We start from the raw sequence: 25,206 nt of genomic DNA on the forward strand, positions 1-25,206 counted from the left end.
GATTTTTCGCCTGTTTGCCCAATACCCGTCATTATCGATAACCGAAATAATTCGATCAAAGCAGGACGAGCCCAGGAATGACGCCGATTCGCTGGCTTCTTAAGGGGTAGAACTTTTCACTGTCCAGAATCCAACATAATAATTCATTTTGTAATCACTCCTTAGAAGGTTAGGTTAATCCTTAATTTAAGCTTCTCATTCAATGGGCGGTTTATTCGGACAAGTTCATTCGCCAGGCTTGACTGACGGGGGCAACGATTCATGCGGCTGCCGAGTACACGTCCCGCTTCTGCGTGGCTTGAGCCTGCCTGCCCTTGCCCGTCGCTCCTCAATAAAGCTACAATGGGGGGAATGGGAACGGGGGTTAATCGAGATGAAGCAAATTACGATTCTGGTGGCCGAGGACGATCCGGAGATCGCGGACCTGGTGGAGATGCACCTCGAGAAGGAGGGCTACCGGGTTCTCAAGGCGGCGGACGGCCGAGCCGCGGTGTTGGCCGCGCAGAGCCATGCGGTCGACCTCGCCATTCTCGACATTATGATGCCGAAGCTCGACGGTCTGGAAGCGACGAGGCAGATTCGCGAGCACAATCGCATGCCGATTATTTTCCTCAGTGCGAAGACGTCCGACATGGACAAGATTACGGGACTCGTCATCGGAGCCGACGATTACATGACGAAGCCGTTTAACCCGATGGAGCTCGTCGCCCGGGTCAAGGCGCAATTGCGCCGTTCGATGCAGCTCAGCCAGCCGGCCGCGGAGACGTCTGCCGTCATCGAGCTTGCGGGGCTGACGATCGATCCCGACAAGCGGTCGGTTCTGCGCTACGGCGAGGCCGTCGAGCTGACGCCGAAGGAATTCGACATTCTGCACCTGCTCGCCAGCCATCCGAATAAAGTGTACAGCGCGGACAATCTTTTCCGCCAATTGTGGGGGGAAGCGTATTACGAGGGAGGCAACACGGTCATGGTGCACATCCGCACGCTGCGCAAGAAGCTTGGAGAAGACAAGGACAAGTGGATCAAAACAATCTGGGGAGTCGGGTACACGTTCAATGCTTAGGGAGAGAAGAAGCTTCCGCACGAATATCCTCGGCATCTTCGGTCTGAGCATGCTGACGTCCGCCGCCTTGACGTACCTGCTGTACCGGCTGCTGCAGAACTACTATCGCAAGAACGCGCGGGTCGGCGACACGATGGATCTGCTGCGCTCGGTTCTGTACAAGGTGGGCGACCTGAACTTCTTCCTGCTGATCTTCCTCCCGCTTGCAATTCTGTTCTTCTACCTGTTCACGAAGCCGTATGTGCGCTACTTCCGGCAGATCTCCGAAGGCATTCACCGGCTGGCGAGCGGCGACTTCCAGGCGCGCGTCTCCATCGACACGAACGACGAGTTCGAGATTATTGCGGAGGACATCAATCGGGCCGGGGAGAAGCTGAAGACCGCCGTGGAAAAAGGAGATTTCGCGGAGAACAGCAAGGACCAGCTTGTGCTTAATTTGGCGCATGACATAAGAACGCCGCTCACTTCCGTCATCGGTTATCTGGATTATATTCTCCACAACGACAATCTTACGGAGGAGCGGAAGAAGCATTACATGAATGTCGCCTACACGAAGTCCCGCCGGCTGGAGGGGCTTGTGGAGGAGCTGTTCGAGATTACGCGGATGAACTACGGCAAGGTCGAGGTTCAGAGGAGTCCGCTCGATCTCGGCGAGCTTCTCAGCCAGTTGTGCGAGGAACTGTACCCGGTGTTCGAGAGGAACGGGCTGGAGGCGAGGCTGGACGCGGCGTCGGACATTCGAATTCTGGGTCAGGGCGACCTGCTTGCGCGCGTGTTCGAGAACCTGCTTATGAATGCCGCCCAGCACGGAGGCGACGGGAAGTATGTCGATGTCCAGTGCAAGACGGAGGCCGGAGAGGCTGTTGTGAGCGTCGCCAACTACGGGCATTGGATTCCGGAGGAGGAGCTTCCGTTCCTGTTCGATATGTTCTTCACGGGGGATCGCGCGAGGGCGCATAAGGGAGGAAGCACGGGGCTCGGCCTGTTTATCGCCAAGAACATCGCCGTGCAGCACGGAGGAACGATCACTGCGACGAGCGACGTCACGCGGACGTGCTTCGAGGTTCGACTGCCGCTTGCGGATGGCGAAACTTAAGGAAAAGTTAAAGGTTCCCCCACTTCGCGATTAAACAATGTCCGGTATTGTTAAGGAACATTGTTTAAGGGAGTGGTTGGGATGAAGAGATGGCTGGCGCTTCTGCCCGCGCTCGCGATTTTGTCGTCGTGCGGCTTCAGGGAATCGACTTCCCGCATCGACGCGGGCGCGAGCTTGTCCGGCAGTCCGGTCCGGGTGACGAATGGTGCAGGGCATTCAGAGACGAACGGGAAGCCGGGGACGGTGGAAAAACCGGGCCGGAGCACGGGGCAGACGGTCGGCGCGGAGCAGGCAAGCGAGTGGAAGACGCTCGAGCTGACGGAGGAGATGACGCATCTTGGCGAGCTTGTGCTCGTGAACCGGGATCGGGAGCTCTGGCCGGAAGCGGTCCCCGGCGACATCGTCGATCTGGGCGAGCGGGAGGACCTGACGAGCGGCTACTCGCTGCTTGACCCGTCGATCGAACTGTCCGAGCAGGTGGCGCTTCGCTTCGGCGAGATGGTAGAGGCGGCTTCATCCGATGGGGTGCGGCACTTCCGGATCAGCAGCGGGTACCGGAGCTTCGACGAGCAGGAGGAGCTGTACGAGGAGAAGGGCGACGATTACGCGCTTCCCGCCGGCTACAGCGAGCATAACCTCGGCCTGTCGCTCGACATCGGTTCGACGCAAGGACCGATCGACGATTCCGCGGAAGGAAGCTGGCTGAAGAAGCGGGCATGGGACTACGGCTTTGTGCTGCGCTATCCGAAGGACAAGTCGTCCGTCACGGGCATCCAGTACGAGCCGTGGCACTTCCGTTACGTCGGCTTGCCGCACAGCCTGATCATGAAGAAGAAGGACTTCGTGCTCGAGGAGTACTTGGCCTACTTGAAGGAGAAGCGGACCATCGTCGCGGAGGCGAAGGGCACGCGCTACCGGATCACCTACGTGCCGGTGCCGGCGACGGACGGCACGGCGGCAGAGGTGCCGGTCAACGGAGACTACACGCTGTCCGGGGACAACGCCGGCGGCGTCATCGTGACCGTCTCCTTGAAGGAGGCGGCATGACATGAGCATGACGAACAATAACGAGTGGCCTCCCGGCGGTGTTTGGCAGGCTGGCGGGCTAGCGCAAGATGAGGGGCAAGTGAAGCAAGACGGGCGGTTGTTCGATGGGAGGCTAGCGCAAGAAGGAATGCCATCGCAGCTCGGCAGACGCTCGCTTGCTGGCGTACAATCGCAGGACGATGGGATGCTGCCGCCGACCGGCCGGCATTCGCGCGATGGCCGCCGCGTCGCCAGCCGCACGCCGGGAGGCGCGGCCGCGTTCCTGCCGCTTGCGCTGCTGGTTTCGATCGTGTACGGCTACCTGCTCGTGAAGATCATCCTGTTCAAGTTCGGCACGCCCAACCCCAGCTTCCTGCTCAGCCAGCTTGGGCGGCTGGCCGAAGATCCGGCCGGTTGGATCGGGCGCGGCTTGAGGTGGGGCAATCTCGTGCCGGGGGAGACAATCCGGCAGAATCTGGAGCACATCTCGAGCTCGACCGACAGGCTCAATCTGTTCGGCAACATCGCACTGTTCGTGCCGATGGGCATCCTGTTCCCTCTCGTCCTGCGGGGATGGCGCCAGCTCCGCGGGCACAACGGCGGGCTGCAGAGAGCAGGCGCCTGGAGCGGCTTGCTTCTCATCGCGATCATCGGCTTCGCCGTCAGCCTTGCGCTGGAGACCTCGCAGCTCGTCTTCTCGATCGGAACGTTCGACGTCGACGACCTGATCCTGAACACCGGCGGCGCTATCCTCGGCTACTTGCCGATCCTGCTGCTGAAGCTGGTCGCCGGCAAGCGGCTGTAGGCGGCTTGCCCGCCTCTGCCATCAATAGCGCCTGCCTCTTCCGCCGAAGCGACCTCGACTGGGACCAGTTCAGCACCGCAACCCCGCTAGATCGCCGAAATGGACTCTACCAAGACTAACTTTGCCTCGCAGCCCCGCAGCCCTGTCCAAACCGCAGCTCCGCCCCGGCTCCACCTCCGCCTGCCGGGTTCCGTTCGGATTTTATGCGATTTTTCACATTCATTCTCGCGCCCACGGCCGAAAAAACGGAATGAATGCGGTTTTTCGCATATATTAGCCTCTCAGCGTGCTCCGGGGTCGGATTTTATGCGGTTTTTCGTATAAAACCGTTCAAATGTCCCCTTTGGGGGTGAGGCGAATGTGGTTTTTCACATAAAATGGGGCGAGAGGGTGAACGAAGGCGGCGAGCGGGCTGCGTACGCCTCTCGGACGAGGCATTCGCAGTCGGCGTGGTGCCGACAAGGTTAGTTTGTTGGCTAGTTAGATAGTCGATGAGTCGGCGAGTCCGTCAGCGAGCCAGTTACCTTAATTATTGAGTTAGTTAGTTGTCGTACGCAAACTGCGGAGGGGGTAGAGGCAATCCGAACAAGGGCGCTCCGCGTCTCTGCGCGAATCGTTGCGCAGGGAGCGGAGCGCCCTTGTCGTTCAATCATTACGCCTCATGCGCTCGCATTCGTGAACCTGCCGTTACGGAGTCTCGCGAATCCAGACCGACATCTCGCCCGGCTTGCGGTTGCCCCATAGGGTGTACGGGATCGCAACGAGCTTCTGCGGCGTTGCGGTCGGCGGCTCGCCAGAGTAGAGGGAGTCTTCCGCTCCGGAGAGGCGAATGCCGTCCATCTCGAGCAGGACGATGTCGCTGCGCCAATCGCTCGGCACCGGGCGGAGCGCGGAGGCTCGCGGCAGGGAGAGGGCAGCGAGCGGAGCGCCGTTGTCCGTCTCTTCGAAGGCGTACACGAGCGGTCCGCGCTGCAGGGCGACGCGGCCGGCGTTCGCCCGCAGTTGCGAGTGGCTGTAGACGCGTCTGGGCTCCATGTCCAGCGAGATGGCGAACGTGTCGCCGACACGCCACTCCCGCGTCAGACGGGCGTAGCCGTCCGTCACTTCCGGCTGCACAGGCTGGCCGTTCAGCGTGAAGCTCGTCGCTTTGCTCCAGGACGGAACTCGCAGCGCAAGCGTGAACGTCGCCGCTTCGGCATCCGCTCCGCCCTGAACCGCCCCAACCGTCCCAACCGTCCCAACCGCTCCAACCGTCCCAACCGCGCCGATCGCCGCGACCGTGAAGCCGGCTTCTCCTGCCCAAGGCAGCCCGCTCTTCTGCGACAGCGTCACTTGCTTGCCGCCAAGCGAATGCGTGGCTTCGCTTCCTATATATAGGTGTGCGTACAGCGTATCCTCGTTCGCCGTGTAGATGTAATGCCCGAGCGAGGAGAGCAGGCGCGCGACATTCGGCGGGCAGCAGGCGCAGCCGTACCACTTCTGGCGAACCGCCTTCACGTGGTGCTTGCCCGGATTGCCCTCGCTGGCCGCCGGCCAGACTTCCATCGGGTTCACGTAGAAGTAATGCTTCCCGTCGCCCGCGATGCCTGCGGTGACCGTGTTGTAGAGCGCGCGCTCCATCACGTCCGCGTATTCGCCCTTCGGCTCGAGCTGCAGCATCCGCCGCGCGAAGAAAATAAGCCCGATAGAAGCGCAAGTCTCCGAATAATTCGTATCGTTCGGCAGGTCGTAGTCGAAGGTGAACGCTTCGCCGTGGTGGGTGGAGCCGATGCTTCCGTTCACATACATCTGCTTGTTCGTCATGTTGCTCCACAGCCGCTTGCAGGCGGCGAGCAGGCCGGCATCCCCCTTGTGCAGGGCGAGGTCAGCCATCGCCGTATACATGTAGACCGCCCTGACGGCGTGGCCGATCGCGACCTCCTGCTCGCGCACCGGCTTATGCGCCTGATGGTACGCCATGTTCACCGACTTCTGCACGGCGCCGGGATTCCACGGAGACACCCGGCCGCGCTTCTCCCACTCCGCAACCAGATAGTTCGGCTCCTGGCCGCGCTCTTCGATCTGGAAGGAAGCCAGCTCGAGATAACGCCGTTCCCCGGTCGCCTCATACAGCTTCACCAGCGCCAATTCGAGCTCCTGGTGACCGTCGTAGCCGCGAAGCTGGCCGGGGTTCGGGCCGAAGCGCTCGTCGATATGGTCGGCGAGCCGTCTCGCGACATCGAGGAAACGCATCTTGCCGGTGCCGTGATAGTAAGCGACCGCGCCTTCGATCAGATGGCCCGCGCTGTACATCTCATGGCAGTCGAGCAGGTTCGTCCAGCGATCTCCGGGCTTCGCGACGGTGAAGTACGTGTTCACGTAGCCGTCGTCCAACTGGGCGCCGGCGATCAGCTCGATCGCTTCGTCCGCGACCTTCTCGAGATCGGCGTCCGGATGGCCGGCTAGCGAGTAGCCAACGGCTTCCAGCCACTTGTACAAGTCGGTGTCCTGGAAGAAGAAGCCTCCGAATTCGCCTTCCTCCAAGCCGGCGGCGATGCGGAAGTTGCGAATGGCATGGCTCGGCTCGGCGTCCGGCACCCGGTCGTTAAGCGCTTCCCATTGATACGGAATAACGGTTGTGCGAATAAGCTCGACATAACGGTTCCAATAACTGTCCTGAATGTGGACCGAGCGAAGATCAAGCGGAAGTGCAGCGCGCGCGGAGGCAAGGTTCGGCATATTCGTCATGACAGGTCACTCTCCATAAGAATAATCGTTTATGTGCTCTATGATAACGGGAATCGAAGTGGTTTGTCGTTAGCTTATCCGGTATAATAAGTGTCAAAAACTGATCTCGTTCTACCCGACAGGCAAGAGAAGAGAGGAGCTGTGGAGGGTGCTGCCGCTATTGCTTAAGGAGCCGTATCGGCTTCATATGGGAGGGCACTTCCTGTCCGACGAGAGCTGGTCCCATATGGAGCGCACGCTGACGGATTGCGAGCTGATCATCGGCGTCGCCGGGGTCGTCTTCCTGGAAGCGGACGGCCTCTTGTACGAGGTTCGCGAAGGGGATATTCTGTTCCTGTTGCCCGGCGAGCATCAGCGCGGCTATCGGCTGTCTTCGCCGGGGGTCAGCTTCTACTGGTTCCACTTCGCCTTGCCGGACCCGTCCGCCGGAGAAGTATCCGGCCGGATTCCGCGACACGCCAGTTGTCCCCACCCGAACCGGGTGCACATTCTTGCTAGGCAGCTCCTCCACGCGGCCAACGGCGGCTACTCGATTGCGCAGGCGGGGGATTATTTTCTGACGTGTCTGTTGATTGAACTGGCCGAACAGCTTCACAATTCCGAAGGGCTGGGCGCGCTCAGCCCGGAGCTTGCGACTCTGCTTGAATGGACGCGGCTGCACGCCCTCGACCGGGACATCTCCGTGGAGAAGATCGCCGCCCAGATGGGCTACAACAAGGACTACCTGTCGCGTATGTTCAAGCGCCGCTTCGGCTCCGGCTTGCTCGGCTATATCCACACGATCAAGCTGGAGGAAGCGAAGGAGCTGCTCGCGAGCACCCGGCTGCAGGTGAAGGAAGTGGCGGCCCGCGTCGGGATCGACGACGACAAGCAATTCGCGAAGTGGTTCAAGCGCCTGTCCGGGACCACGCCGACGGAGTACCGGCTGGCGTTCTCGCGCACGCGACTCAACAAGGTCTAACTAACTCATCGGCACTATTGGAGGATGGAATCATGTGGTTTATTTTCGGCTTGGCTGCCGCTTCTTGCTTCGGATTACGAGGAATCTTGTACCAATGGACGTCGCAGAGGAAGGTGAACCGCAGCGCCTTGCTGTTCGGCGTCTACTTGAGCGGCGCGCTCGTCGCTGCAATCGTGAATGCCGTTGTCGGGCAGCATTGGACGGAGGCCGCCTGGTGGGGCGCCCTGATGGGCTGCTTCTCCTTCGTCGCGAATGCGTCCATGTACAAGGGATACGCCGTCGGCAAAGCTTCGCTTATCGCCCTCATGACCGGCCTTCCGCCGCTTGTCGTCGTGCTTGGCGCCTTCTTCCTCTGGGAGGAGAAGCTGGGAGCGGGACAGCTTGCGGGCTTCGCGGTTGTGCTGATCGGACTCGTCGCGATCCGCTATTCCAGCGACCTTAGAACCGGCCAGCTTCGCGGCTTGACGTGGGGATTCCTGACGATGGTCTTCTTCGGCTTCACCGATCTGACGTCGAAGCAATCGACGATAAGCGACGCCGCGACGCTGCCGACGCTCATTATGATGTACGCGACCGGAACGCTTCTCTTCGCGGGGCAATGGCTGCTGGATGCCGTGCGCGCCGGGAAGGCGGAACGCCCAGGCAAAGCGAAGCGGGAGATCGCCGCCTCCGCAGAGCAAGCGCAGCCGAAGGCTCCCTCCGCGGTATGGCCGATCCGCCGAACGGTGCTGTGGGGAATGACGGTCGGCCTGACGAACATTGCGGGCATGATGTTCCTCATTCCCGCATTCAGGGACGGTGCGACCGGGATCGTCTCCGCGCTCGGAGCGATGAACGCCGCTATCGTGCTTGCTTACGCAAAGTTCTGCCTGAAGGAAGAGATGCGCCGCACGGAGGCGATCGGCATGGCGCTCGCGTTAGGCGGAATCGTCGTTATGCGGCTCGCTTCCTGACGGAGGCGACCCGGCCGCAACCTTGCACGTTACCCCGCCGCAGCTCTGCCGCACTCCCGCATGTTCATTCCGTCTTGCCCGCCGCGATCTCTTCCGGAATGCGATGCGACATGCGGGGCACGTGACGCGGCGCATGCTCCAATTGCTCGGACGAGTAGATCGACACATAGAGGGAGCCGGCTCCGGCGAAGGCGCGGATAAGGACCGGCTGACCGTAAGGATTGGAGAAGGCGAAGTCGGGTCCGCCCCAACTGACCGTCGCGTCTCGTCCCGGCAGCACATAAGGGACATGGCGGCTGTGCGAGTATCGCTCCAGAATCGTAAGTCCCGCCCGGTCGGCTGCATTGAACAGCGTGGAAGACACCTGACAGATGCCGCCGCCGATGCCCTCCGACAATTCCCCCCTGACGATAATGGGCGCTCTTACGTATCCCTTCGATTGATCCCGTCTGCCTACCGTTTCATTGAAGGAGAATCGCTCCCCCGGGAACACGACATGATTGTTAATCGATTTGGCGGCGAGAGCGATGTTGGTCGCTCTGTTTTTGTTGCGGGAATTGAAGTAGGTCGCATATTGGCCGATCGGCTTCTCCCGAATCTGGGCGAGCAGCTCGCTGTCCACCTTCGCGTAGATCGGCTTAAGCGGGATCTCGAAGGACGACGGCCCCCCGGCGTAAAAATAACGTTGGAATCGGTCTTCGAACTGTCGACGGTCGAGTCTTGTTCCCGCTTCCTCCGGCACGATGCGGCCGTCCTCCCCGATCGCCGCGTTGCGAGCGGGCTGCAGCACGGCGGGCTCCAGCTTGTCCGACAACTCGTCGAGCCGACGGGGATTAAGGAGGGGGAATGAGGGCAACGTAAAGGAAGCTCGTTCCACCTTCGTCACGACGGCTCCGTTATGACGGAGAGAGATGCCGCCTGACGAATCGGACTCGGCGCCCGGCTGCGGCTCCGCCCCGATCAACAGATTCGCCAGACCTAGCGCCAATAGCCAGTTGAACATGTTCCACCTCTCCATTATTCCTTCTATTCGCTCTATCTGCTCGAATCCATACGATTCCCCCCCACGGGGCAAAATATTACGGCAAATCAGTCCGAGGAGGGTGACCGAGATGAACAGACGACACTTCCGCCGCTTCCTGCCGATTGTTCTGCTCGTTATCGGGCTTGGAACGGGAGTCCCTTCTCCCGCATACGGCGCGGAGCCGCGCGGGGAAGCCGGGCAGGAGGCGGTGCGGCTCTCCGTCCGCTCCAGTCCGGGCGCAGCCTACCGGCTCGAAGAGAAGTGGGCGGACCCGCTGCTTCTGCGCGCGCTTCGCGAGCCTTCCGCGCGGGCGTCGGAGCGGGCGGCAGAGAGAGGAGCTTCGCCCGAATTGACCGATATTTACGTCGAATGGGCCGCACCCGGCGGGACGAGCCGCACCTACCGGATGGAGCCGAACGGTCAGCTCTACAGCGAGGAGTCGGATGAGGCTGTCCGCCTGCCCGAGCCGGCCGCCGGAAGGCTGCTTCGGGAGGCGGCGCGCCTGAGCCGGGCCCACTACGGCGAGCTTGCCGATTGGAGCGAGGCGAGCCGGCTGCTGCCGAAGCTTGCGGTGTTCACCGTCGTCGATCTCGAGACGGGGCTGCACTTCCGCGTGCAGAGGCGCGCGGGCAGGGATCATGCCGACGTGCAGCCGGTCGCCAAGGAAGATACGCAAGTCATGAAGACCATCTATGAGGATCGGTGGAGCTGGCGGCGCCGGGCGGTGCTTGTCCAGGCGGAAGGCCGGCAGCTTGCGGCTTCGATGAACGGAATGCCGCACGGGGGAGACGGCATTCCCGGCAACGGCTTTAACGGCCACTTCTGCATTCACTTCTTGAACAGTTCGACTCACAAATCCGCCGCTCCCGATCTGGCGCATCAGCTCATGGTATTCAAGGCCGCGGGACAGCCGCGCGCCCTGCTGCAGCGCTTGACTCCGCTCGAGCAAGCGGAGAGCTTCGCTGCGGCGATCCACGAGCAGGACCGCGAGTGGGTGCGCCTGCTGCTCGAACGCGTCGACTCGTCCCGTTCGCAGCAATTGCAAGAGCGAATGGCCCGGGTGCTGGCCATTCGCCCGACGGCGCCGGAACGGCTGCACGCCGGCGAGGACGTGCTGACGGCCGAGGTGGCGCTTGCGGTGAATTGCCAGCGTTCGGGAGGAGGCAGGCGAACGGAGACGCTCCGCTTCGAATTCGCGAGATCGTCTCCGTCTTCGCCTTGGCGCATTACGAGGCTGGAAGGGGAGCTGTAGGCGACTGCTCGAACGCCGGTGACGTTACACCTTGAGAGCGTTCAGCAGCGGGATAATCGACTTCACGACTCCCATCCCCATCTTGATCATCGGCATCGCTTTCTCCATGAAGCTCATCCAGTCTGTAAGGCCGCCGAGACCGAAGTCTCCTTGAGCGCCGTTGGCCTGCGCCGCGAGCGAAGTCTCCTCCGCGGCTTCGGCGGCACCCGCTGCGCCTCCTGCACCTCCTGCACCTCCAGCGCCGGCCGCCCCGCCTCCCGCGCCTGCGCCGAGAAACTTAGGCAGGAGGAAGGAGGATGTGCGAACCTGGCGGCGAGCAGGCGGCAGCGACCGTGCCGTCCGGCGCCTCGCCTGCGCCGTGCTCCGGCCGGCTTGCCGGGAACCGTTCTTCCGCTTCGCAGGCACCTCGACTCCCGTCAGGTAAATCTGCCCGCACGAGATTCTCGCGACCGTGCCGACATATTGGCGTCCGTCTACCAAAGTGACGACGACCGGCCGACCCGCGGAGCGCACGGCTTGCTCGCGGACATTCGTTCTGCGGCGATTCGGTTGACCCATTCCGTTCACCTCGCTTTCGTACATTCCTCCATTGTATTCCATTCACCCAGCGGCGCTTGTACGTTCGCTTAAGTCCGAGCCCGAAGAACGGAAGCCGAGGAGAAATTTAGGGCGGGCTGCAACCTTATCCAACGCGCCTGCGTTTATAAGGATGCTGCACCTAAGATTAGCGATAACGAGAGGAGTTACGGACATGAACAAGAAGAAGTGGATTATCGCGGCGACGCTGGTCGGCCTGCTTGGCACGACAGCCGCCGCCCAAGCGACGGGAGTCATCGGCAAGGTATCCGGACTGCTCCGTTCCGACGTGAAGATCACCGTCGACGGCCAAGCGACGGGGATGGAGCCGGTCTATATTAACGGACAAGCTTATGTGCCGATTCGCGAGGAAGCCGCGGCGCTCGGATATGAAGTCAGCTACAACGCGGGATCGAAGACGATCGAGCTGAACAAGGTCCAGGAGGCGGAAGAGATCGAATACGCCCATATTGCCGGCATTGTCTCTTCCGTTGCGAAGACGGACAACGGCAGCTATCGCCTTGAAGTGCTCGGCCGCGGCGACGCGAACTGGATTATCCTGTACGCGGACGAAGAGACCGTGATCAAGGATTCGGAAGGCAATGCCGTCGAAGTCGCGTCCATCCGGGCCGGCACCCAGATCAACGCGGATTACGGCCCGATCGTCGCCATGAGCTATCCGGGCCAGTCCCATGCCGCTTCGATCACGGTCGTCGCTTCCCGCCTCGTATCGGAGGAAGCGATCCAATCGGTCGAGAAGACCGATGACGGTTGGCAAGTGAGCTTCGGCACGACGGAGAACGGCACGAAGTCGGTCAGCCTCCTGCTGAACGCCGGCAAGGAGACGTTCGTCATGAACGAGGAAGGCCAGCCGGTCGAATGGACGGACCTGAAGGAAGGCACGAAGGTTCGCGCCTACTACGGTCCGGCGGTGACGAAGAGCATTCCGCCTCAGAGCCCGCTCTTCTACCTGGTCGTATTAAGCGATAACGGTTCGGACACCGCCGAGGACGGCTCGGGTTCGACCGCCCAACCGCTGGAATAGCCTAACGCGCCATAGGCAACAGGCCCAGGGGCCGCCTCGAAGTTTTCGGACTTCGGGGCGGCTCTTTTATGCGCATCTAAGAATCTATAAGTTTCGGAGCAGCCCATTAAGATTCGTGCGGGAGGGGGGACCGGGCACATCGTCAGACTCGCCGGATACGAGGAATGTATGCGAAATTTCACATTCGAGCGGCGCAATAACGGGCAGGTTGGACGATTCTATGTGAAAAATAGCCTATATAGAGAAAATTCCGGCTCCAATTGCCGCATGTATGCTAAAAACCGCATAAAACGCCGAGATCGCGGCTCATTCGAACCGATGAATGTGAAAAACCACATAAAATCGCAAAAGAGTCGGCGGATCAGAGGGCAAAAGCCGGCGATCAGAGGGCAAAAGCCGGCGGATCAGAGGGCAAAGCCGTCGGACCGGAGGTGCGAACAGCGTTGGGGGGAACGGCCAGGGCGCGATGTCTCGACCGTCATCCTTATGCGAAAAACCGCGATGACAACCCGAACGTTGTGTCCCCCTACGATATGGGCTCACGGAGCGGGAGAGGAGCTCCGCGCCCAACGCCTAGAGATCAGCATGCCAGGCATCCGGTACGCGGCAACGCCTCCCTTGCACCTTCTCTCCCCGCGCCTTCTCTCTCCCCCGCGCCTTCTCCCCCTCTGGGGCATTAGGTCTCCTCTCCCGCTCGTTCAGGATGGGAAGGAGTGGGGTCACCCGGCGGCGGTCGGGGTGCAGCGAAGCTCCAAGAGGTTCCTGAGCCGCGGGGAGAAGAGGCATAAACGCGCAGAAGGGGATAGCACCTTGCCGCATGACGCTGGAGTCGATGGAAGTCGCGTGGCGGATTCCCCGTGACTGGTGAATAGGCTCGCATAAACGGATACGCTCGGACTCCAAGGACGCCGTTAGCGTTTTTATTAGAAAAACCACATTGGCGATGTATGCGAAAAACCACATAAAAATGCCGCGATTCCCTCCCATCCAGGCCGACGAATGTGAAAATTCATCTAAAATCGCCAAACTCCCCGGACCAAGGCAGTGAATAGCATGGCGACAGGATAAGATTTCCTTCTCAAGTTCGATTTACGCTAACGGAGATGCGGTGCTATAGTAGAATTGCAAAAGCTATCGTAATATGTCGAATTTTGCGATTAAGATGATGCATTTAAGATAATAAGAGTTGACCAAAGGGATGATTATGGGGAATCCAAACGATCCAAACGATCAGACAATAATTCTCATTCCGTCGCTGGAGCCGGACGAACGGCTTCCTTCTTATGTTCGGCAATTGCGCGGGTACGGCTTGACTCATATCGTGGTTGTGGATGACGGTTCGGGCGAAGCCTATCAGCCGATCTTCCGCGAGCTTGCCGAGAGCGGCTGCATCGTGTTGCGGCACCCGCACAATCGGGGCAAGGGAGCCGCGCTCAAGACCGGATTACGCTGCATCGAACGGGAATTCCCCAGCGCGATCTGCATCGTGACGGCGGATTCGGACGGCCAGCATGCGGCGGAGGACGTGTATCGGCTTGCCGAGGAAGCGAAGCGCCATCCGGACGCGCTCCTGCTCGGAACCCGGGACTTCAGTCTGGAGGGAATTCCGCCCAAGTCGTTGCTTGGCAATCGGCTGTCTGCCGCCATATTCGCTCTGCTGTACGGCAAGCGGCTATCCGACACGCAGACCGGGCTGCGCGCCTTCGGCCCGCAGTTGCTGGCGATGATGCAGGCCATTCGGGGCACCCGGTTCGAATACGAGCTGCAGATGCTTATTGCCTGTACGCAGTCCGGCATTCCGATCGTCTCGGTGCCGATCCGGGTCATCTACGAGAACGGCAACGCCGGCACCCACTTCAAAGCGATTCGGGACAGCGCTCGCGTCATGGGCGTGCTGTTCGGCAGCTTCTTCCGCTTCATCTCGTCTTCGGTCGCAAGCTCCGTTGTCGATCTGGGCATCGCCTGGGTGCTGATCGACGGGCTGCGGCCGCTGATGGGCGAGCATGACTTCGGGCGAATTCTGCTGGCGACGGCCATTGCCCGCGCGCTGTCGATCGGAGTCAACTATGGGCTGAACCGGAACTTCGTCTTCCGCAAGGAACGGAATTCGGGCACCCTGTGGCGTTATCTGGCCCTGAGCCTCCTGATCATGCTCGGCTCCGGCATCGGCGTGTACGGCCTTCACGCGTTGTTCTTGGCGAACGAGAAGGCGGCCAAGATCGTGTGCGACGCCCTGCTGTTCCTGTTCAGCTTCTATGCGCAGCGGCGATGGGTGTTCGCCGGGAGGAGGCAACGGCAGCAATGCTAAGCGAGAAGAAGCAGCATCGGCTGTTTATCGTGACGATGGTGCTGATGACGATCTACTTGCTGTGGCGCATGATCTTTACGCTGCCTTGGGATCGCAGCATATGGAACATTATCTTCGGCATGCTGCTGCTATCGGCGGAGACGATTACGGTGCTGACGACCTTCGAGCTGTTCCTGCAGAAAATGCAAAAGAAAAATTCGCAGCTCGAATTCCCGGACGTCCCGCACGAGTTCTTCCCGCATGTCGACGTCTTTATCGCCACTCACAACGAGCCCGTCGACCTGCTCTACAAGACGGTCAACGCATGTACGTTTATGGACTATCCGGACAAGACGAAGGTGCACATCTACCTGTGCGACGACGGAGGGAGGCGCGAAGTCGAAGAGCTGGCCGAGCAGTTCGGCATCGGCTACCTCGGTTTTCCCGGCAACAAGGATGCCAAGTCCGGCAACCTTAACAACGCCCTGAGCAAGACGACCTCCCCGCTGATCGCCACCTTCGACGCCGACATGATTCCGCAGCATACGTTTCTGATGAAGACGGTGCCTTATTTTCTGCTGGTGGACTATGAGAGAATCGACGGCGAGTGGCGGCTGAGGCAGGAGAGGAAGCGGAGCACACGGGTGAAAATCGGGCTCGTGCAGACACCGCAAAGTTTCTATAATCCGGACTTGTTCCAATTTAATCTGTATGCGGAGCAGGACATTCCGAACGAACAGGATTTCTTCTCCAGGGAAGTCAACATTCTGCGCAACGCCTCCAATGCGGTATCGTACACGGGCAGCAATACGGTGCTTGCGCGAAGAGCGATGGAGGAGATCGGCGGCTTCCCGCTGAACACGATTACGGAGGACTTCGAGACGAGCATCCGGATGCAGCAGGCGGGCTTTATTACGTATGCCACGGATGAGGTGCAGGCGGCGGGGCTGACGACGACAACGGTTCCGAGCATGGTCAAGCAGCGGGTTCGCTGGGCAAGAGGCATCATCCAGAGCTTGCAGAATACGCGGGCGATCTTCTCGCGGAAGCTGCCGATGGCAACCCGAATCACGTATTTGAGCAGCTTCCTTTACTGGTGGTCGTTTTTTAACCGATTGGTGTTTATTATGGCTCCGATCTTGTTCGCCTTGTTCGACTTCCAGCTCGTCAATACCGGATTCGTGGAGATCTTGATCTTCTGGCTGCCCTCCTACTTCTGCTACAGCATGTCGATGCGATACTTGTCCAGCAACATTCGGAATCAGCGCTGGAGCCAGGTGATCGACACCATCTTCATGCCGTACCTGATCTGGCCGGTCGTGCTCGAGACGCTGCACCTTCGCGAGAAGAAGTTCAAGGTGACGAACAAGAGCAAGACGGCGGGGCGCCAATGGGTCAAGTCGCTCGCTTACGCGCTGCCGCATCTGCTGCTGCTCGGCCTGTCGGTGGCGGCGCTGCTGCGGTACGTGAACGGCAAATACGGGATAGCGCTGCTGTACAGCAGCATCATTATTTTCTGGCTGATTCATAACATGATCTCGTTGTGCTACTCGCTGTTCTTTATGGTCGGGCGCCGTTCGTATCGGGAATCGGAACGGATTCGGGCGAACGAGGAGGTCATCATTCACGAGCGGAAGAGCGCAGCGACCTACGCAGCCAGAAGCGTCGACGTGTCCGAGCACGGCATCGCGTTCTATGTGCCGCAGCCGATCTACCTGCCGACCGAGGCGGAGGTTGCGCTGATCGTGCGCACCGCGCGCTACGAGACGAATCTGGAGGCGTCCATCGTGTACGTCAAGAAGGACGGGGACGGCTGGCGGTACTCGGCCAAGGTCAGGCCGGTGCAGGAAGCGGACAAGCGGCAATGGATGCAGATCATCTACGATCGCAAGCATTCGCTGCCGGAGCAGATGAATCTGTGGGGAACGGCATACGACGATATGACCCGCAATCTGCAGAAGCGCATGTCGCAGCCGTCTGCCGACAAGCGCAAGACGCCGCGCATTCTTCTCGACTGCCCGATCGAACTGACGAACGGCGAGCGCTGCACGCTGCGCAGCTTCAATTATTTGTTCTTCTCCGTCACCGGGCTGAACGAGAGTACGGAAGCGGGCACACCCGTCGCCTTCCGCACCCGCAGCATGATCGAGGTAAGGCTGCGCTACACGGGCAAGAAGACGACGAACGGCCAAGAGCTGCTGCTGGCGATAGACAATATGGATGAGATCGTGGAGCGGGGGCAGCTCAATCAATTGCTGAACGATCTGACCCCGTCGCTGTCGGCCATCGGCTAGGCTTAGAAGATCGAGGTGAGCTGGGAATGGAGTTGGGGATGGAGATGCCGCTTGCGGTTACGGCGGTTTTATTGCTGTTGTCCATGGCGGGATACATGCTGCTCGCGCGGAGAATGCTGGCTCTTCAATGGGAGTTCGTGCCTGTCTTTACGTTCTCGTCCATTGCCTGCCTCGTCTTCCTGGGCGGCCTTGTCGGCATGCTGTACCCGGTCAGCCTTGGCGTGCTGCTGGGAGGAGATCTGTCGCTGCTCGTCATGGCACTGCTGTGGCTGCGCCGAAGGGCTCGGCCGCGGCTTTCGCTTTCGATTTTTCAGCTTGGCTTTTTTGCGGGGAGCTTGTTTTTTCTGCAGATGCTGCTTCGCAACAGGCTGACTCACTACGACAATTTCTCCCATTGGGCGATTGTGCTGAAGCTGCTGCTGAGCACCGACGCTTTTCCGACGCCGGATGCGGCTTTGATTGATTTCAAGAACTATCCGCTCGGCGTCACTTCGTTCCTGTACTATATATGCCGATTCGCGGGCCATTCCCAGTCCATCATGCTGGTCGCGCAGGGGCTGCTCATCTTCTCGTGCTTTTACGCCATGTTCGGCATCATCGCGGACAAGCAACGATTTCTGTTGTACGCCTTTCTCGCATTCGGCTTGTCGACGCTCTCGTTTTTTAATATAACGATTCGCATTACGAATTTGCTGGTCGATTTTCTGCTGCCGATTTATGCGCTCGCTGCGTTGGCGGCGGTGTATCGGTATCGGGAGTCGCCGAAGCGGGCCTGCCTCGTTGTGCTTCCGCTGGCCGGACTGCTGACGGTGGTCAAGAGCACGGGCATTCTGTTCGCGGCGGTTGCCCTTCTTTTCCTTGTGTATATGGCCTTCGTTTACCGCAGGGGAAGCAGTTGGAGCGACGGGTTCCTCCTCCCGATCGCCCTCTGCGCTTCCTTCCTCCCGTATATCGGGTGGAGCCGGCGCATGGCGACCGTATTCGAGGGAGTGGAGAACAAGTTCGAGGTGTCTTCCTCCGGTCTGCAGGGGGCGGCCACGGGCAAAACGCCGGAGCAGATGAAGGACATCATCTCCCTGTTCCTGCACTCCAGCACCGATCTGGCGACACGCCCGGCGCTCGGGATCGCCGCCTTCGAGGTGGCGGCGATTGTCGCTTCCCTATTCGCGGCGATTGTGCTGAAGAGGAAGTGGAAGCTGTGGAAGGCGATGCTCGCCCTCAATGCGGTGGTATTGCTGTACTATGCCGGCATTCTTGCCTTGTATTTGTACTCAATGCCGCTGGACGAGGCCATCCAGCTTGCGGGCTTCGAACGGTATGCCTCCAGCATCGTGGTGCTGTTCGCCGGGGGACTGACGCTGTGCGCCGCCGTCGACCTCGAACGCTCCTTCTACTATAAGATCGGCGAGATGCCGTCCGCCCGCGCGTTTAAGAGCGTGGCAACCAAAGGCTACTACCAGAAGGGGATCTGGGTATGCACATCGGTTGCCGCCATCGTGCTGCTGTCCGAATATAACGGCATTCAGTCCATCGCGGCGGGCTACGACGGCACGCTTCCGAACAAAGTGGCCGCCGTCACCGGCGACCGCTGGTATGAGGGCGGCCAGGCGGATTCGCACCGCTATTTGTTCTATGCCTCGGATACCGATCAGCAGGTGACGAACTATTATTTGCAGTATATCGGCAAGTACTTCCTGTATGCGCCGAATGTGGACGGAATCGTCTTGTTCTATGAAGACAATATGGACAACCTTCTGAGCGGCTACGATTATCTGGTTGTCGTGGAGAGCGATTCCGACGGAGACCGGCTGCTGCGGAAGCATTATGGGGTGCAGATGGAAGCGGGCATCTATCAGATTACCCGCTCCGGAGAGCAGATCGGACTGAAGCTCGTGAACTGACGCGCTGCGGAGCCGGTCAATCCTGCTTCTCCGCGACGGTCCCGTCGCCCTGCACCTCGGCGTTGAAGCTGAGCTTGTTCAGCTTCGCGTACGTATTCCGGTTGTACTCGTCGTCCATAAGCCGCGGCTGCGTCGAGACGATCTTGGCCGGGGTGACCGCGGCCGCGACCCCGGCATCCGACAGGCTCAGCTTCACGATCATCGTGTCGCTGCTCTTCTCCGTCTTCGAGGTGAAGACGAAGTTGCCGAGCGAGTAGAACACCGGCTTCCCCTTGTACCACTCGATTCCTTGCAGGCAGTGGCTGTGCGCCCCGATAACCGCGTCCGCCCCGGCGTCGATGAACGCGCGGGCGTACTCCCTTGCGTATTCCTCCGGATAGTCCTCCCGTTCCTTGTTCCAATGAATGAACACAATCGTATAGTCCGCCTGCTCCACGGCTTGCTTCACATAGGTCATCATCGGCTCCAGCGAATACCCGTGGGCGATGCCGGGCTTGTTCTTGCCGGAATACCAGCTTGCCTCCGGCAGAACTCGGCTGATGCCGACAATGGCGACCTTCTTGCCGCGAACCTCCTGCACGTATGGAGCGAACGCCTCGTCATTGTTCTGGCCGGCCCCGGTCAGCCCGAGCCCGTAGCGGCGAACGTTCGCAATCGTATCGTCCAGCGCCTCGAATCCGTAGTCGAGCGAGTGGTTGTTGGCCAGGCCGACGCCGTCGAAGCCTGCGTTCACAAGCCCCTCAAGCGACTCCGGGCGCGAGCGGAACGTGAACTGCTTGTTCGCCGGCTTGCCGCGCGTCGAGACGGACGTCTCGAGGTTGCCGAACGTGATGTCGGCATCGGCCAGGACGTCCGCCGTCCGCTTAAACGGGAAGTCGACGCCGTACTTGCGGATGTAGGAGTCGATCGAATCGGCCAGCAGGATGTCGCCGACGAGATTGACGGTGATCGGAGGCTCGGGAGCGGGCTCCTCCTCCACGTCCGCCGCCACGTCTGCCGTCGCGTTCGCCACGGAGAGCGCTGCATGCGTTTGACTGGACAAGGCGGTTGTCGCCAGCGAAGAATGCATCGCGAGCCATAACGAGATCAGGAGCATGCCGAGCGCCTTCACCCGCGTTACCTCGGCAGGGAGCTCTGGACGGCGCTCATAAGGCTGTCCGCGATGAGCTCCGCCATGCCCATGACGATATGGAGACGGGTGCTCTGAAGCACGTGGTACTCCATGAAGCCCCCGACGTTGACGACGGCGGACAGATGCACGTCTCCGACGGGAGTGAGCTGCTTGTTCACTCCGGCGCCGGGGTGAATCGGCCCTTCCCCGAGCAGAATGTTGCCGACGCTCGACGACTTGCCGAGGCAGGCGTCGATGCCGACGATGTAGGGCCGCTCGATCTCCCGGTGCAGGCGCACCAGCGTCTCGTCCAGATTGCGCGCGTGAACCGGCTCTTCCAGCGTGCCGTACAGATGGAAGGGCCGGGAGCCGTGCTTGCTGAGGGCGGTGCCGGCCAGCGGGCCGAGCGAGTCGCCGGTGGAACGGTCCGTGCCGAGGCAGACGATCGCCAGCCTTCTTCCGTCGCGAAGCTGGGAGAAGTAGCGGGCAAGGCGGGCCGAGATTTGCAAGCAGGCGGAAGGGTCCGTGTAAGGAACTTTGAGCGGAGGTTTATCCGTTGGGGAGCTGAGCATGGATCGATCGTTTCTCCTTTCGGACCTGGAAGTCTCGATTTTCTAAATGATACAATTTGTATCTAAAGAAGTCTGTCGGATGCCGGAGGGAAACGTAGGCCGGGAGTCGCTATTTGCCCGTTCCTGAACGAATTTATTGTCGAATGGACGTGGCGGAACGGACATTGCGTCTTCCGTAATCGATAAAATCTAGTAAGATAGGTAGTAGCGAAAAAACAATGGCAGAGGGGAAGATGAAGCGGTTATGAATTATCTGGAGCGAAGACTGGCGGAGCTGCAGCAATACAAGCCGGACCGAACGACGCCGGACGACTTGAACGAATTCTGGGAGAGAACCCTGCGCGAAGCGAAGCAGCGGCCTCTTAACGATACGAGAGAAGCGGTGTCCGGCCTGTCTCCTTATATCAACTACCACCGAGTCGTCTACGAGGGCTACGACCGGACGCCGATCCACGGCTGGTACTTGACCCCGGCGTTCGCAGGCGAAGGGCCGTATCCTTGCGTCGTTCTCTATCATGGCTACACGGGCAGCAAGGGCACTCCGGACAGCTATTCGAATTGGCTGCTCGCCGGCTATGCCGTCATGGCCATCGACATCCGCGGCCAGGGCGGGGAGACGGGCAATCTGCTTCCGCAGACGCACGGCATGACGCGAGGATGGATGAACCAAGGGCTGCTCGACCCCGAGCAGCATTACTATCGCGCGATCGCGATCGACGCGCTGAAGGCGCTCGAATGGGCGGCCCGCCAGCCCGAAGTGGACGCCTCGCGGATCGCGGTTGTCGGCGGCAGCCAGGGAGGCGGCCTGTCGCTTATCGTCTCGGCGCTCAGCGACCTGCCGGCGAGGACGATTGCGGATATTCCGAACATGTGCCACATGGATTACGGAATCTCGTTGTCGAGCGGTTCGCTCACGGAAGCGGCCGACTTCGTCTCGCGCCAGCCCGAGCACCTCGAGACGGTGCTGCGCACGCTAAGCTACTTCGACATGCTGAACCTGTGCGATCGGCTGAAGGCGCCGCTGCTCGTATCGGTCGGCCTGAAGGACCCGATCTGCATGCCGGAGACGATCTTCGCCGTCTACAATCGAATCGAGGCGCCCAAGGAGCTGATCGTGTATCCGTACAACGGACACTTCACAAGCGGGGACCACTTCGGCAAGCAGGTGGAGTTCCTACGGAGAACGTGATGGCTAAATATTGATATGTACCTGCATAGAGAGAGCGATGCATATGCAGAAATGAGGGAGCCGATAGGCTTCTTTTTTTGTCAATAGATTGAAGGAATCATTGTGAGGAAACAAAAAAATGGTCATTGGGATAATTATCGATTAAATTCGACAAAAAATAACAATTTCTCTTAAGGAATTTATTCCTATTGAGCCTTATAATTTAGAACTGATATTTATTTCATTGGTTCTGGAGGCACTATATGTCAAAGAAGCAGAGTATTACTCGAATTTCATTTGTATTAGTACTGGTCATTTTATTAAATCTGTTTTCATCTTCTCCATTAGTAATTGCAAATGACGAGGAAGAAATTCAAGATACTTTTGAACCGAACGATGATTTTCAAGGTGCTTTAAGCGTACTTCCTGACAATAACTATACGTCCTATATTTCAACTAGTGGAGACATAGACATCTATAAGTTTATTGCTGATACTGAAGGATTTTTCGCCGTAAATCTGATATCCCCAGCGGGAAGGGACTACGACGTAGAAGTATATGGAGATGCTAATTGGTCTAGCTGGCTTGCAGGATCTACTGAAACTGCTGATCAAGTTGACGCCATTACGATTCCTGTAAGCCCTAATGTGGCATATTACTTTGTAGTGTATGGGAAAGATGCCAACGAATTTAATCTAGAACCCTATACTTTGTCTTTTGGACATATCCAAAATGATAACTATGAACCGAATGGCACACTAAATCAGGCTATAAGTATATTACCTGATGAAGTATATACATCTTACATCTCTATTGCAGGTGACAAAGATATTTATACTTTTACTGCGGAGGCAGAAGGGCTGATTACAGTATATCTAACTTCTCCAGCAGGAAAAGACCTTGATGTAGAGGTGTTTGAAAATGCAAGTTGGTCGAATTGGCTCGCGGATTCGACCAACGGTGAAGGACAAGAGGATATTATGACGTTCTCTGTAACGGCGGGCATTCCCTATTACATTGTAGTTTACGGTAAGGATTCTGGTGTATTTGGAGGAGGAGCGTATACATTACATTTCGAGGCTCTACAGGAAGAGTCACCGACTTCTGATTTGTCGACCAAGGAGATATATGGATATTATGTTCCTGGCGACCAAGAAAGTGTAGATCGTCTTCAAGAAAATAGCTCATACATACAAAATCTTTTATCGGCAACCTATGACATAAATTCTTATGGTGATATTACAGGGGAGGATTCTGTTGAAGTACTAGACTACTCGAGAGAACAAGGGATTAAGATATTTGCTGTACTTCAAAATAGAGAAAATGATGCCTTTAGTCCAGAACTAGCTGAAACGATTATTTCCTCTGCTACGCTCAGAGGAAGTCTTATCCAGAACATATATTCTTTACTGACGGAGAAAGGATATACAGGAGTTAATATTGATTTTGAAGGGATAGATCCCCTATATAAAAACCAGTATACACAATTCCTTCAGGAACTTGTAAATGAGCTTAGACCCGCCGGGCTTCAGGTCATCGTGTCAGTTGAATCAATAACAACCAGCACGCAGGAAAACACCAAGGCATATGATTTAACCCAATTAGGCAACATCGTTGATAAAGTTCAGTTGATGACTTATGACCAGCATGGGCCATGGAGTCTGCCGGGAGCTGTGGCTAGTTATCAATGGGTCGACAATGTAGTGAACTATATTTCAGGAAAGATTAGTAGCGATAAGATTCTCTTGGGCCTAAATGCGTATGCTTTTGATTGGAATTTAGATGATGCTTCCAATACTGAGTATCTGCCTCTGAATAAAATATTATGGCTATCCTCCGTAGCTGAAGGCGATCATGCTTGGGATCCCGATAGTCAATCCCCCTATTTTACTTATGAGGGAAGTAATGGGGATGAGCATTTAGTGTGGTATGAGAATTACACAAGCATACGATTAAAGACCCAACTTGTATCGAAATATAATCTTGCAGGCGTCGCAGTTTGGAGAATAGGGTATGAGGATCCGGAATTCTGGCAATCCGTGATGACAGGGTTGGAGCCAGAGAATCAGATAGAGCTTGTAAACAGTACCATGTTAGAATTTCAAAACAATAACGACTTAATTGATGATAATGAAATGAATAACAGGTTTTCGGAGGCTGTCGAAGTTACTCCCGGGAATTCATATCTTTCTTATCTATCGATAGCAAATGATAGGGACATATTCAAGTTTACTTCCGATAGTGAAGGGCAAATTACAGTAAATCTGACATCCCCAAGTGGAAAGGATTATGATGTCGAAGTATTTGAAACAGCGAATTGGTCTAACTGGATCGCAGGATCATCTGAAGGAGTAGGCCAGCAAGACAGCTTATTGTTGCGTGTGAAGCCAAATACAGATTATTACATCGTTGTGTATGGGAAGAGTCCATCTGAATTTGGCAGTTCCCCCTATACTGTTTCTCTTGGATTGGTTCAAGAAGGGATCAACGATACGTATGAACCGAATGGCACGTTAGCGCAGGCCGTCAATGTTGAGCTGGGGAATACGTACGACTCGTATCTATCCGTAGCAGGGGATAAGGACATCTACACATTCACAGCGGAGGCGGAAGGCCAGGTTACGGTGAACCTGACATCGCCGACGGGAAAAGACTACAACGTAGAAGTGTTCGAAACGGCCAGTTGGTCGAACTGGTTGGCGGATTCCGAGGACGGAGTCGGCGAAGAGGATGTCATGCCGTTCAATGTGAAGGCCAATACGGCATACTACATCGTTGTGTATGGGAAGGATTCCGCGGAGTTCGGCCCAGACCCGTATACGTTATCGTTCGGGATGCTTATGAGGGACACGTATGAACCGAATGGCACTTTTATTGACGCGACGAGAGTGCAATTTGGAAAATCATTCGATTCTTTCTTATCCAGTTCATCGGATAAAGATATTTTCTCGTTGATGTCAAAAATAGAAGGTAAGATTACTGTTAGCTTGAAGTCGCCTACGGGCAAGGACTACGATATTGAGGTTTTCGAAACGGCAAACTGGTCAAATTGGCTTGCAGGCTCATCTGACGTAGGGCAAATGGACAAAATGACATTTAGCGTTCAGCCAAACACTGTATATTATATTGTCGTTTATGGTAAAACCTCTTCTGATTTCGGATCAGAATCATACACGTTGACAATTGGTAATTATGCTCAATACAACTATGATCTGATTACCAAACGATTGAATAGTATATTTTATGCGGACGGTAGAGAAGTCCAGTACACCTACGACGATAGTGGGAACGTAGTGGAAATTAAAGTGATAGGTTCTTGAAAAAAGTGATTTCTAATTTTGTGTG

18 protein-coding genes are annotated in these 25,206 nt (G+C 57.7%); 13 read left to right on the forward strand and 5 right to left on the reverse strand.

Annotation, left to right across the window (positions count from 1 at the left end):
* Positions 1 to 373 precede the first annotated feature (373 nt).
* From E6C55_RS26485 to E6C55_RS26500, 4 genes are all read left to right on the forward strand, one after another.
* A complete protein-coding gene (locus E6C55_RS26485; RefSeq protein ID WP_136372853.1) occupies positions 374 to 1,063 on the forward strand; it encodes a response regulator transcription factor in 690 nt (229 codons plus the stop codon).
* Positions 1,056 to 2,159, forward strand: coding sequence for a sensor histidine kinase (locus E6C55_RS26490; protein ID WP_136372854.1), 1,104 nt, complete (start codon positions 1,056 to 1,058; stop codon positions 2,157 to 2,159). Before E6C55_RS26485 ends, E6C55_RS26490 begins: the two co-directional genes overlap by 8 nt.
* Before the next feature lie 81 nt (positions 2,160 to 2,240).
* Positions 2,241 to 3,206 (forward strand): M15 family metallopeptidase, encoded by a 966-nt coding sequence (locus E6C55_RS26495; RefSeq protein WP_136372855.1) that lies wholly within the window; start codon positions 2,241 to 2,243, stop codon positions 3,204 to 3,206.
* A 1-nt stretch (position 3,207) separates the two neighbouring features.
* Positions 3,208 to 3,990 (forward strand): VanZ family protein, encoded by a 783-nt coding sequence (locus E6C55_RS26500; protein WP_136372856.1) that lies wholly within the window; start codon positions 3,208 to 3,210, stop codon positions 3,988 to 3,990.
* 687 nt (positions 3,991 to 4,677) lie between these two features.
* On the opposite strand, the gene E6C55_RS26505 is transcribed toward E6C55_RS26500, so the two are convergent.
* On the reverse strand, positions 4,678 to 6,717 hold the full coding sequence (locus tag E6C55_RS26505) for a glycoside hydrolase family 127 protein (RefSeq protein WP_230986873.1): 2,040 nt from the start codon (positions 6,715 to 6,717) through the stop codon (positions 4,678 to 4,680).
* Positions 6,718 to 6,865: 148 nt separating this feature from the next.
* Here E6C55_RS26505 and E6C55_RS26510 point away from each other — a divergent pair, with 148 nt between their 5' ends.
* On the forward strand, positions 6,866 to 7,678 hold the full coding sequence (locus tag E6C55_RS26510) for a helix-turn-helix domain-containing protein (RefSeq protein ID WP_136372857.1): 813 nt from the start codon (positions 6,866 to 6,868) through the stop codon (positions 7,676 to 7,678).
* 32 nt (positions 7,679 to 7,710) lie between these two features.
* Complete coding sequence (locus tag E6C55_RS26515) at positions 7,711 to 8,631, forward strand: EamA family transporter (protein WP_136372858.1); 921 nt, start codon at positions 7,711 to 7,713, stop codon at positions 8,629 to 8,631.
* Positions 8,632 to 8,695: 64 nt separating this feature from the next.
* Here E6C55_RS26515 and E6C55_RS26520 read toward each other — a convergent pair whose 3' ends face one another.
* The gene (locus E6C55_RS26520; RefSeq protein ID WP_136372859.1) at positions 8,696 to 9,634 is read right to left on the reverse strand and encodes a VanW family protein; all 939 of its coding nucleotides are present in this window, start codon (positions 9,632 to 9,634) and stop codon (positions 8,696 to 8,698) included.
* Positions 9,635 to 9,743: 109 nt separating this feature from the next.
* Here E6C55_RS26520 and E6C55_RS26525 point away from each other — a divergent pair, with 109 nt between their 5' ends.
* Positions 9,744 to 10,907: a hypothetical protein gene (locus tag E6C55_RS26525; protein ID WP_136372860.1), complete on the forward strand. Its 1,164-nt coding sequence runs from the start codon at positions 9,744 to 9,746 to the stop codon at positions 10,905 to 10,907.
* A 24-nt stretch (positions 10,908 to 10,931) separates the two neighbouring features.
* On the opposite strand, the gene E6C55_RS34295 is transcribed toward E6C55_RS26525, so the two are convergent.
* Complete coding sequence (locus tag E6C55_RS34295; protein WP_211093655.1) at positions 10,932 to 11,489, reverse strand: hypothetical protein; 558 nt, start codon at positions 11,487 to 11,489, stop codon at positions 10,932 to 10,934.
* A gap of 169 nt (positions 11,490 to 11,658) precedes the next feature.
* Between E6C55_RS34295 and E6C55_RS26535 the strand changes: the two genes are divergently transcribed.
* The 4 genes from E6C55_RS26535 to E6C55_RS26550 all read left to right on the forward strand — a co-directional run bounded on the left by E6C55_RS26535 (position 11,659) and on the right by E6C55_RS26550 (position 19,010).
* Entirely contained in the window at positions 11,659 to 12,528 is an 870-nt protein-coding gene (locus E6C55_RS26535; protein WP_168735891.1) for a stalk domain-containing protein, read from the forward strand.
* A 1,198-nt stretch (positions 12,529 to 13,726) separates the two neighbouring features.
* The gene (locus tag E6C55_RS26540; RefSeq protein WP_136372862.1) at positions 13,727 to 14,836 is read left to right on the forward strand and encodes a bifunctional glycosyltransferase family 2/GtrA family protein; all 1,110 of its coding nucleotides are present in this window, start codon (positions 13,727 to 13,729) and stop codon (positions 14,834 to 14,836) included.
* Complete coding sequence (locus E6C55_RS26545; protein ID WP_168735892.1) at positions 14,830 to 17,109, forward strand: glycosyltransferase; 2,280 nt, start codon at positions 14,830 to 14,832, stop codon at positions 17,107 to 17,109. The genes E6C55_RS26540 and E6C55_RS26545 overlap by 7 nt, the downstream gene beginning before the upstream one ends.
* 26 nt (positions 17,110 to 17,135) lie before the next feature.
* Positions 17,136 to 19,010 carry a hypothetical protein gene (locus E6C55_RS26550; RefSeq protein ID WP_136372864.1) on the forward strand — a complete coding sequence of 625 codons (1,875 nt, stop codon included), beginning with the start codon at positions 17,136 to 17,138 and terminating at the stop codon, positions 19,008 to 19,010.
* Positions 19,011 to 19,026: 16 nt separating this feature from the next.
* On the opposite strand, the gene E6C55_RS26555 is transcribed toward E6C55_RS26550, so the two are convergent.
* Positions 19,027 to 20,121: a CapA family protein gene (locus tag E6C55_RS26555; RefSeq protein ID WP_136372865.1), complete on the reverse strand. Its 1,095-nt coding sequence runs from the start codon at positions 20,119 to 20,121 to the stop codon at positions 19,027 to 19,029.
* 5 nt (positions 20,122 to 20,126) lie between these two features.
* Complete coding sequence (gene yyaC / locus E6C55_RS26560; protein ID WP_136372866.1) at positions 20,127 to 20,693, reverse strand: spore protease YyaC; 567 nt, start codon at positions 20,691 to 20,693, stop codon at positions 20,127 to 20,129.
* Between the two features lie 244 nt (positions 20,694 to 20,937).
* Between yyaC and E6C55_RS26565 the strand changes: the two genes are divergently transcribed.
* Positions 20,938 to 21,882 carry an acetylxylan esterase gene (locus E6C55_RS26565; RefSeq protein ID WP_136372867.1) on the forward strand — a complete coding sequence of 315 codons (945 nt, stop codon included), beginning with the start codon at positions 20,938 to 20,940 and terminating at the stop codon, positions 21,880 to 21,882.
* Between the two features lie 242 nt (positions 21,883 to 22,124).
* On the forward strand, positions 22,125 to 25,181 hold the full coding sequence (locus E6C55_RS26570) for a glycosyl hydrolase family 18 protein (protein WP_136372868.1): 3,057 nt from the start codon (positions 22,125 to 22,127) through the stop codon (positions 25,179 to 25,181).
* Positions 25,182 to 25,206 lie beyond the last annotated feature (25 nt).

The organism is Cohnella fermenti (assembly GCF_004801405.1).
Taxonomy (GTDB): domain Bacteria; phylum Bacillota; class Bacilli; order Paenibacillales; family Paenibacillaceae; genus Cohnella; species Cohnella fermenti.

Coding starts and splice junctions, on each gene's coding strand:
- E6C55_RS26485 (WP_136372853.1), top strand. CDS start 374: ATGAAGCAAATTACGATTCTGGTGGCCGAGGACGATCCGGAGATCGCG.
- E6C55_RS26525 (WP_136372860.1), top strand. CDS start 9,744: ATGAACAGACGACACTTCCGCCGCTTCCTGCCGATTGTTCTGCTCGTT.
- E6C55_RS26500 (WP_136372856.1), top strand. CDS start 3,208: ATGAGCATGACGAACAATAACGAGTGGCCTCCCGGCGGTGTTTGGCAG.
- E6C55_RS26505 (WP_230986873.1), bottom strand. CDS start 6,717: ATGACGAATATGCCGAACCTTGCCTCCGCGCGCGCTGCACTTCCGCTT.
- E6C55_RS26520 (WP_136372859.1), bottom strand. CDS start 9,634: ATGTTCAACTGGCTATTGGCGCTAGGTCTGGCGAATCTGTTGATCGGG.
- E6C55_RS26545 (WP_168735892.1), top strand. CDS start 14,830: ATGCTAAGCGAGAAGAAGCAGCATCGGCTGTTTATCGTGACGATGGTG.
- E6C55_RS26515 (WP_136372858.1), top strand. CDS start 7,711: ATGTGGTTTATTTTCGGCTTGGCTGCCGCTTCTTGCTTCGGATTACGA.
- E6C55_RS26565 (WP_136372867.1), top strand. CDS start 20,938: ATGAATTATCTGGAGCGAAGACTGGCGGAGCTGCAGCAATACAAGCCG.
- E6C55_RS26550 (WP_136372864.1), top strand. CDS start 17,136: ATGGAGTTGGGGATGGAGATGCCGCTTGCGGTTACGGCGGTTTTATTG.
- E6C55_RS26495 (WP_136372855.1), top strand. CDS start 2,241: ATGAAGAGATGGCTGGCGCTTCTGCCCGCGCTCGCGATTTTGTCGTCG.
- E6C55_RS26540 (WP_136372862.1), top strand. CDS start 13,727: ATGATTATGGGGAATCCAAACGATCCAAACGATCAGACAATAATTCTC.
- E6C55_RS34295 (WP_211093655.1), bottom strand. CDS start 11,489: ATGTACGAAAGCGAGGTGAACGGAATGGGTCAACCGAATCGCCGCAGA.
- E6C55_RS26570 (WP_136372868.1), top strand. CDS start 22,125: ATGTCAAAGAAGCAGAGTATTACTCGAATTTCATTTGTATTAGTACTG.
- E6C55_RS26535 (WP_168735891.1), top strand. CDS start 11,659: ATGAACAAGAAGAAGTGGATTATCGCGGCGACGCTGGTCGGCCTGCTT.
- yyaC (WP_136372866.1), bottom strand. CDS start 20,693: ATGCTCAGCTCCCCAACGGATAAACCTCCGCTCAAAGTTCCTTACACG.
- E6C55_RS26490 (WP_136372854.1), top strand. CDS start 1,056: ATGCTTAGGGAGAGAAGAAGCTTCCGCACGAATATCCTCGGCATCTTC.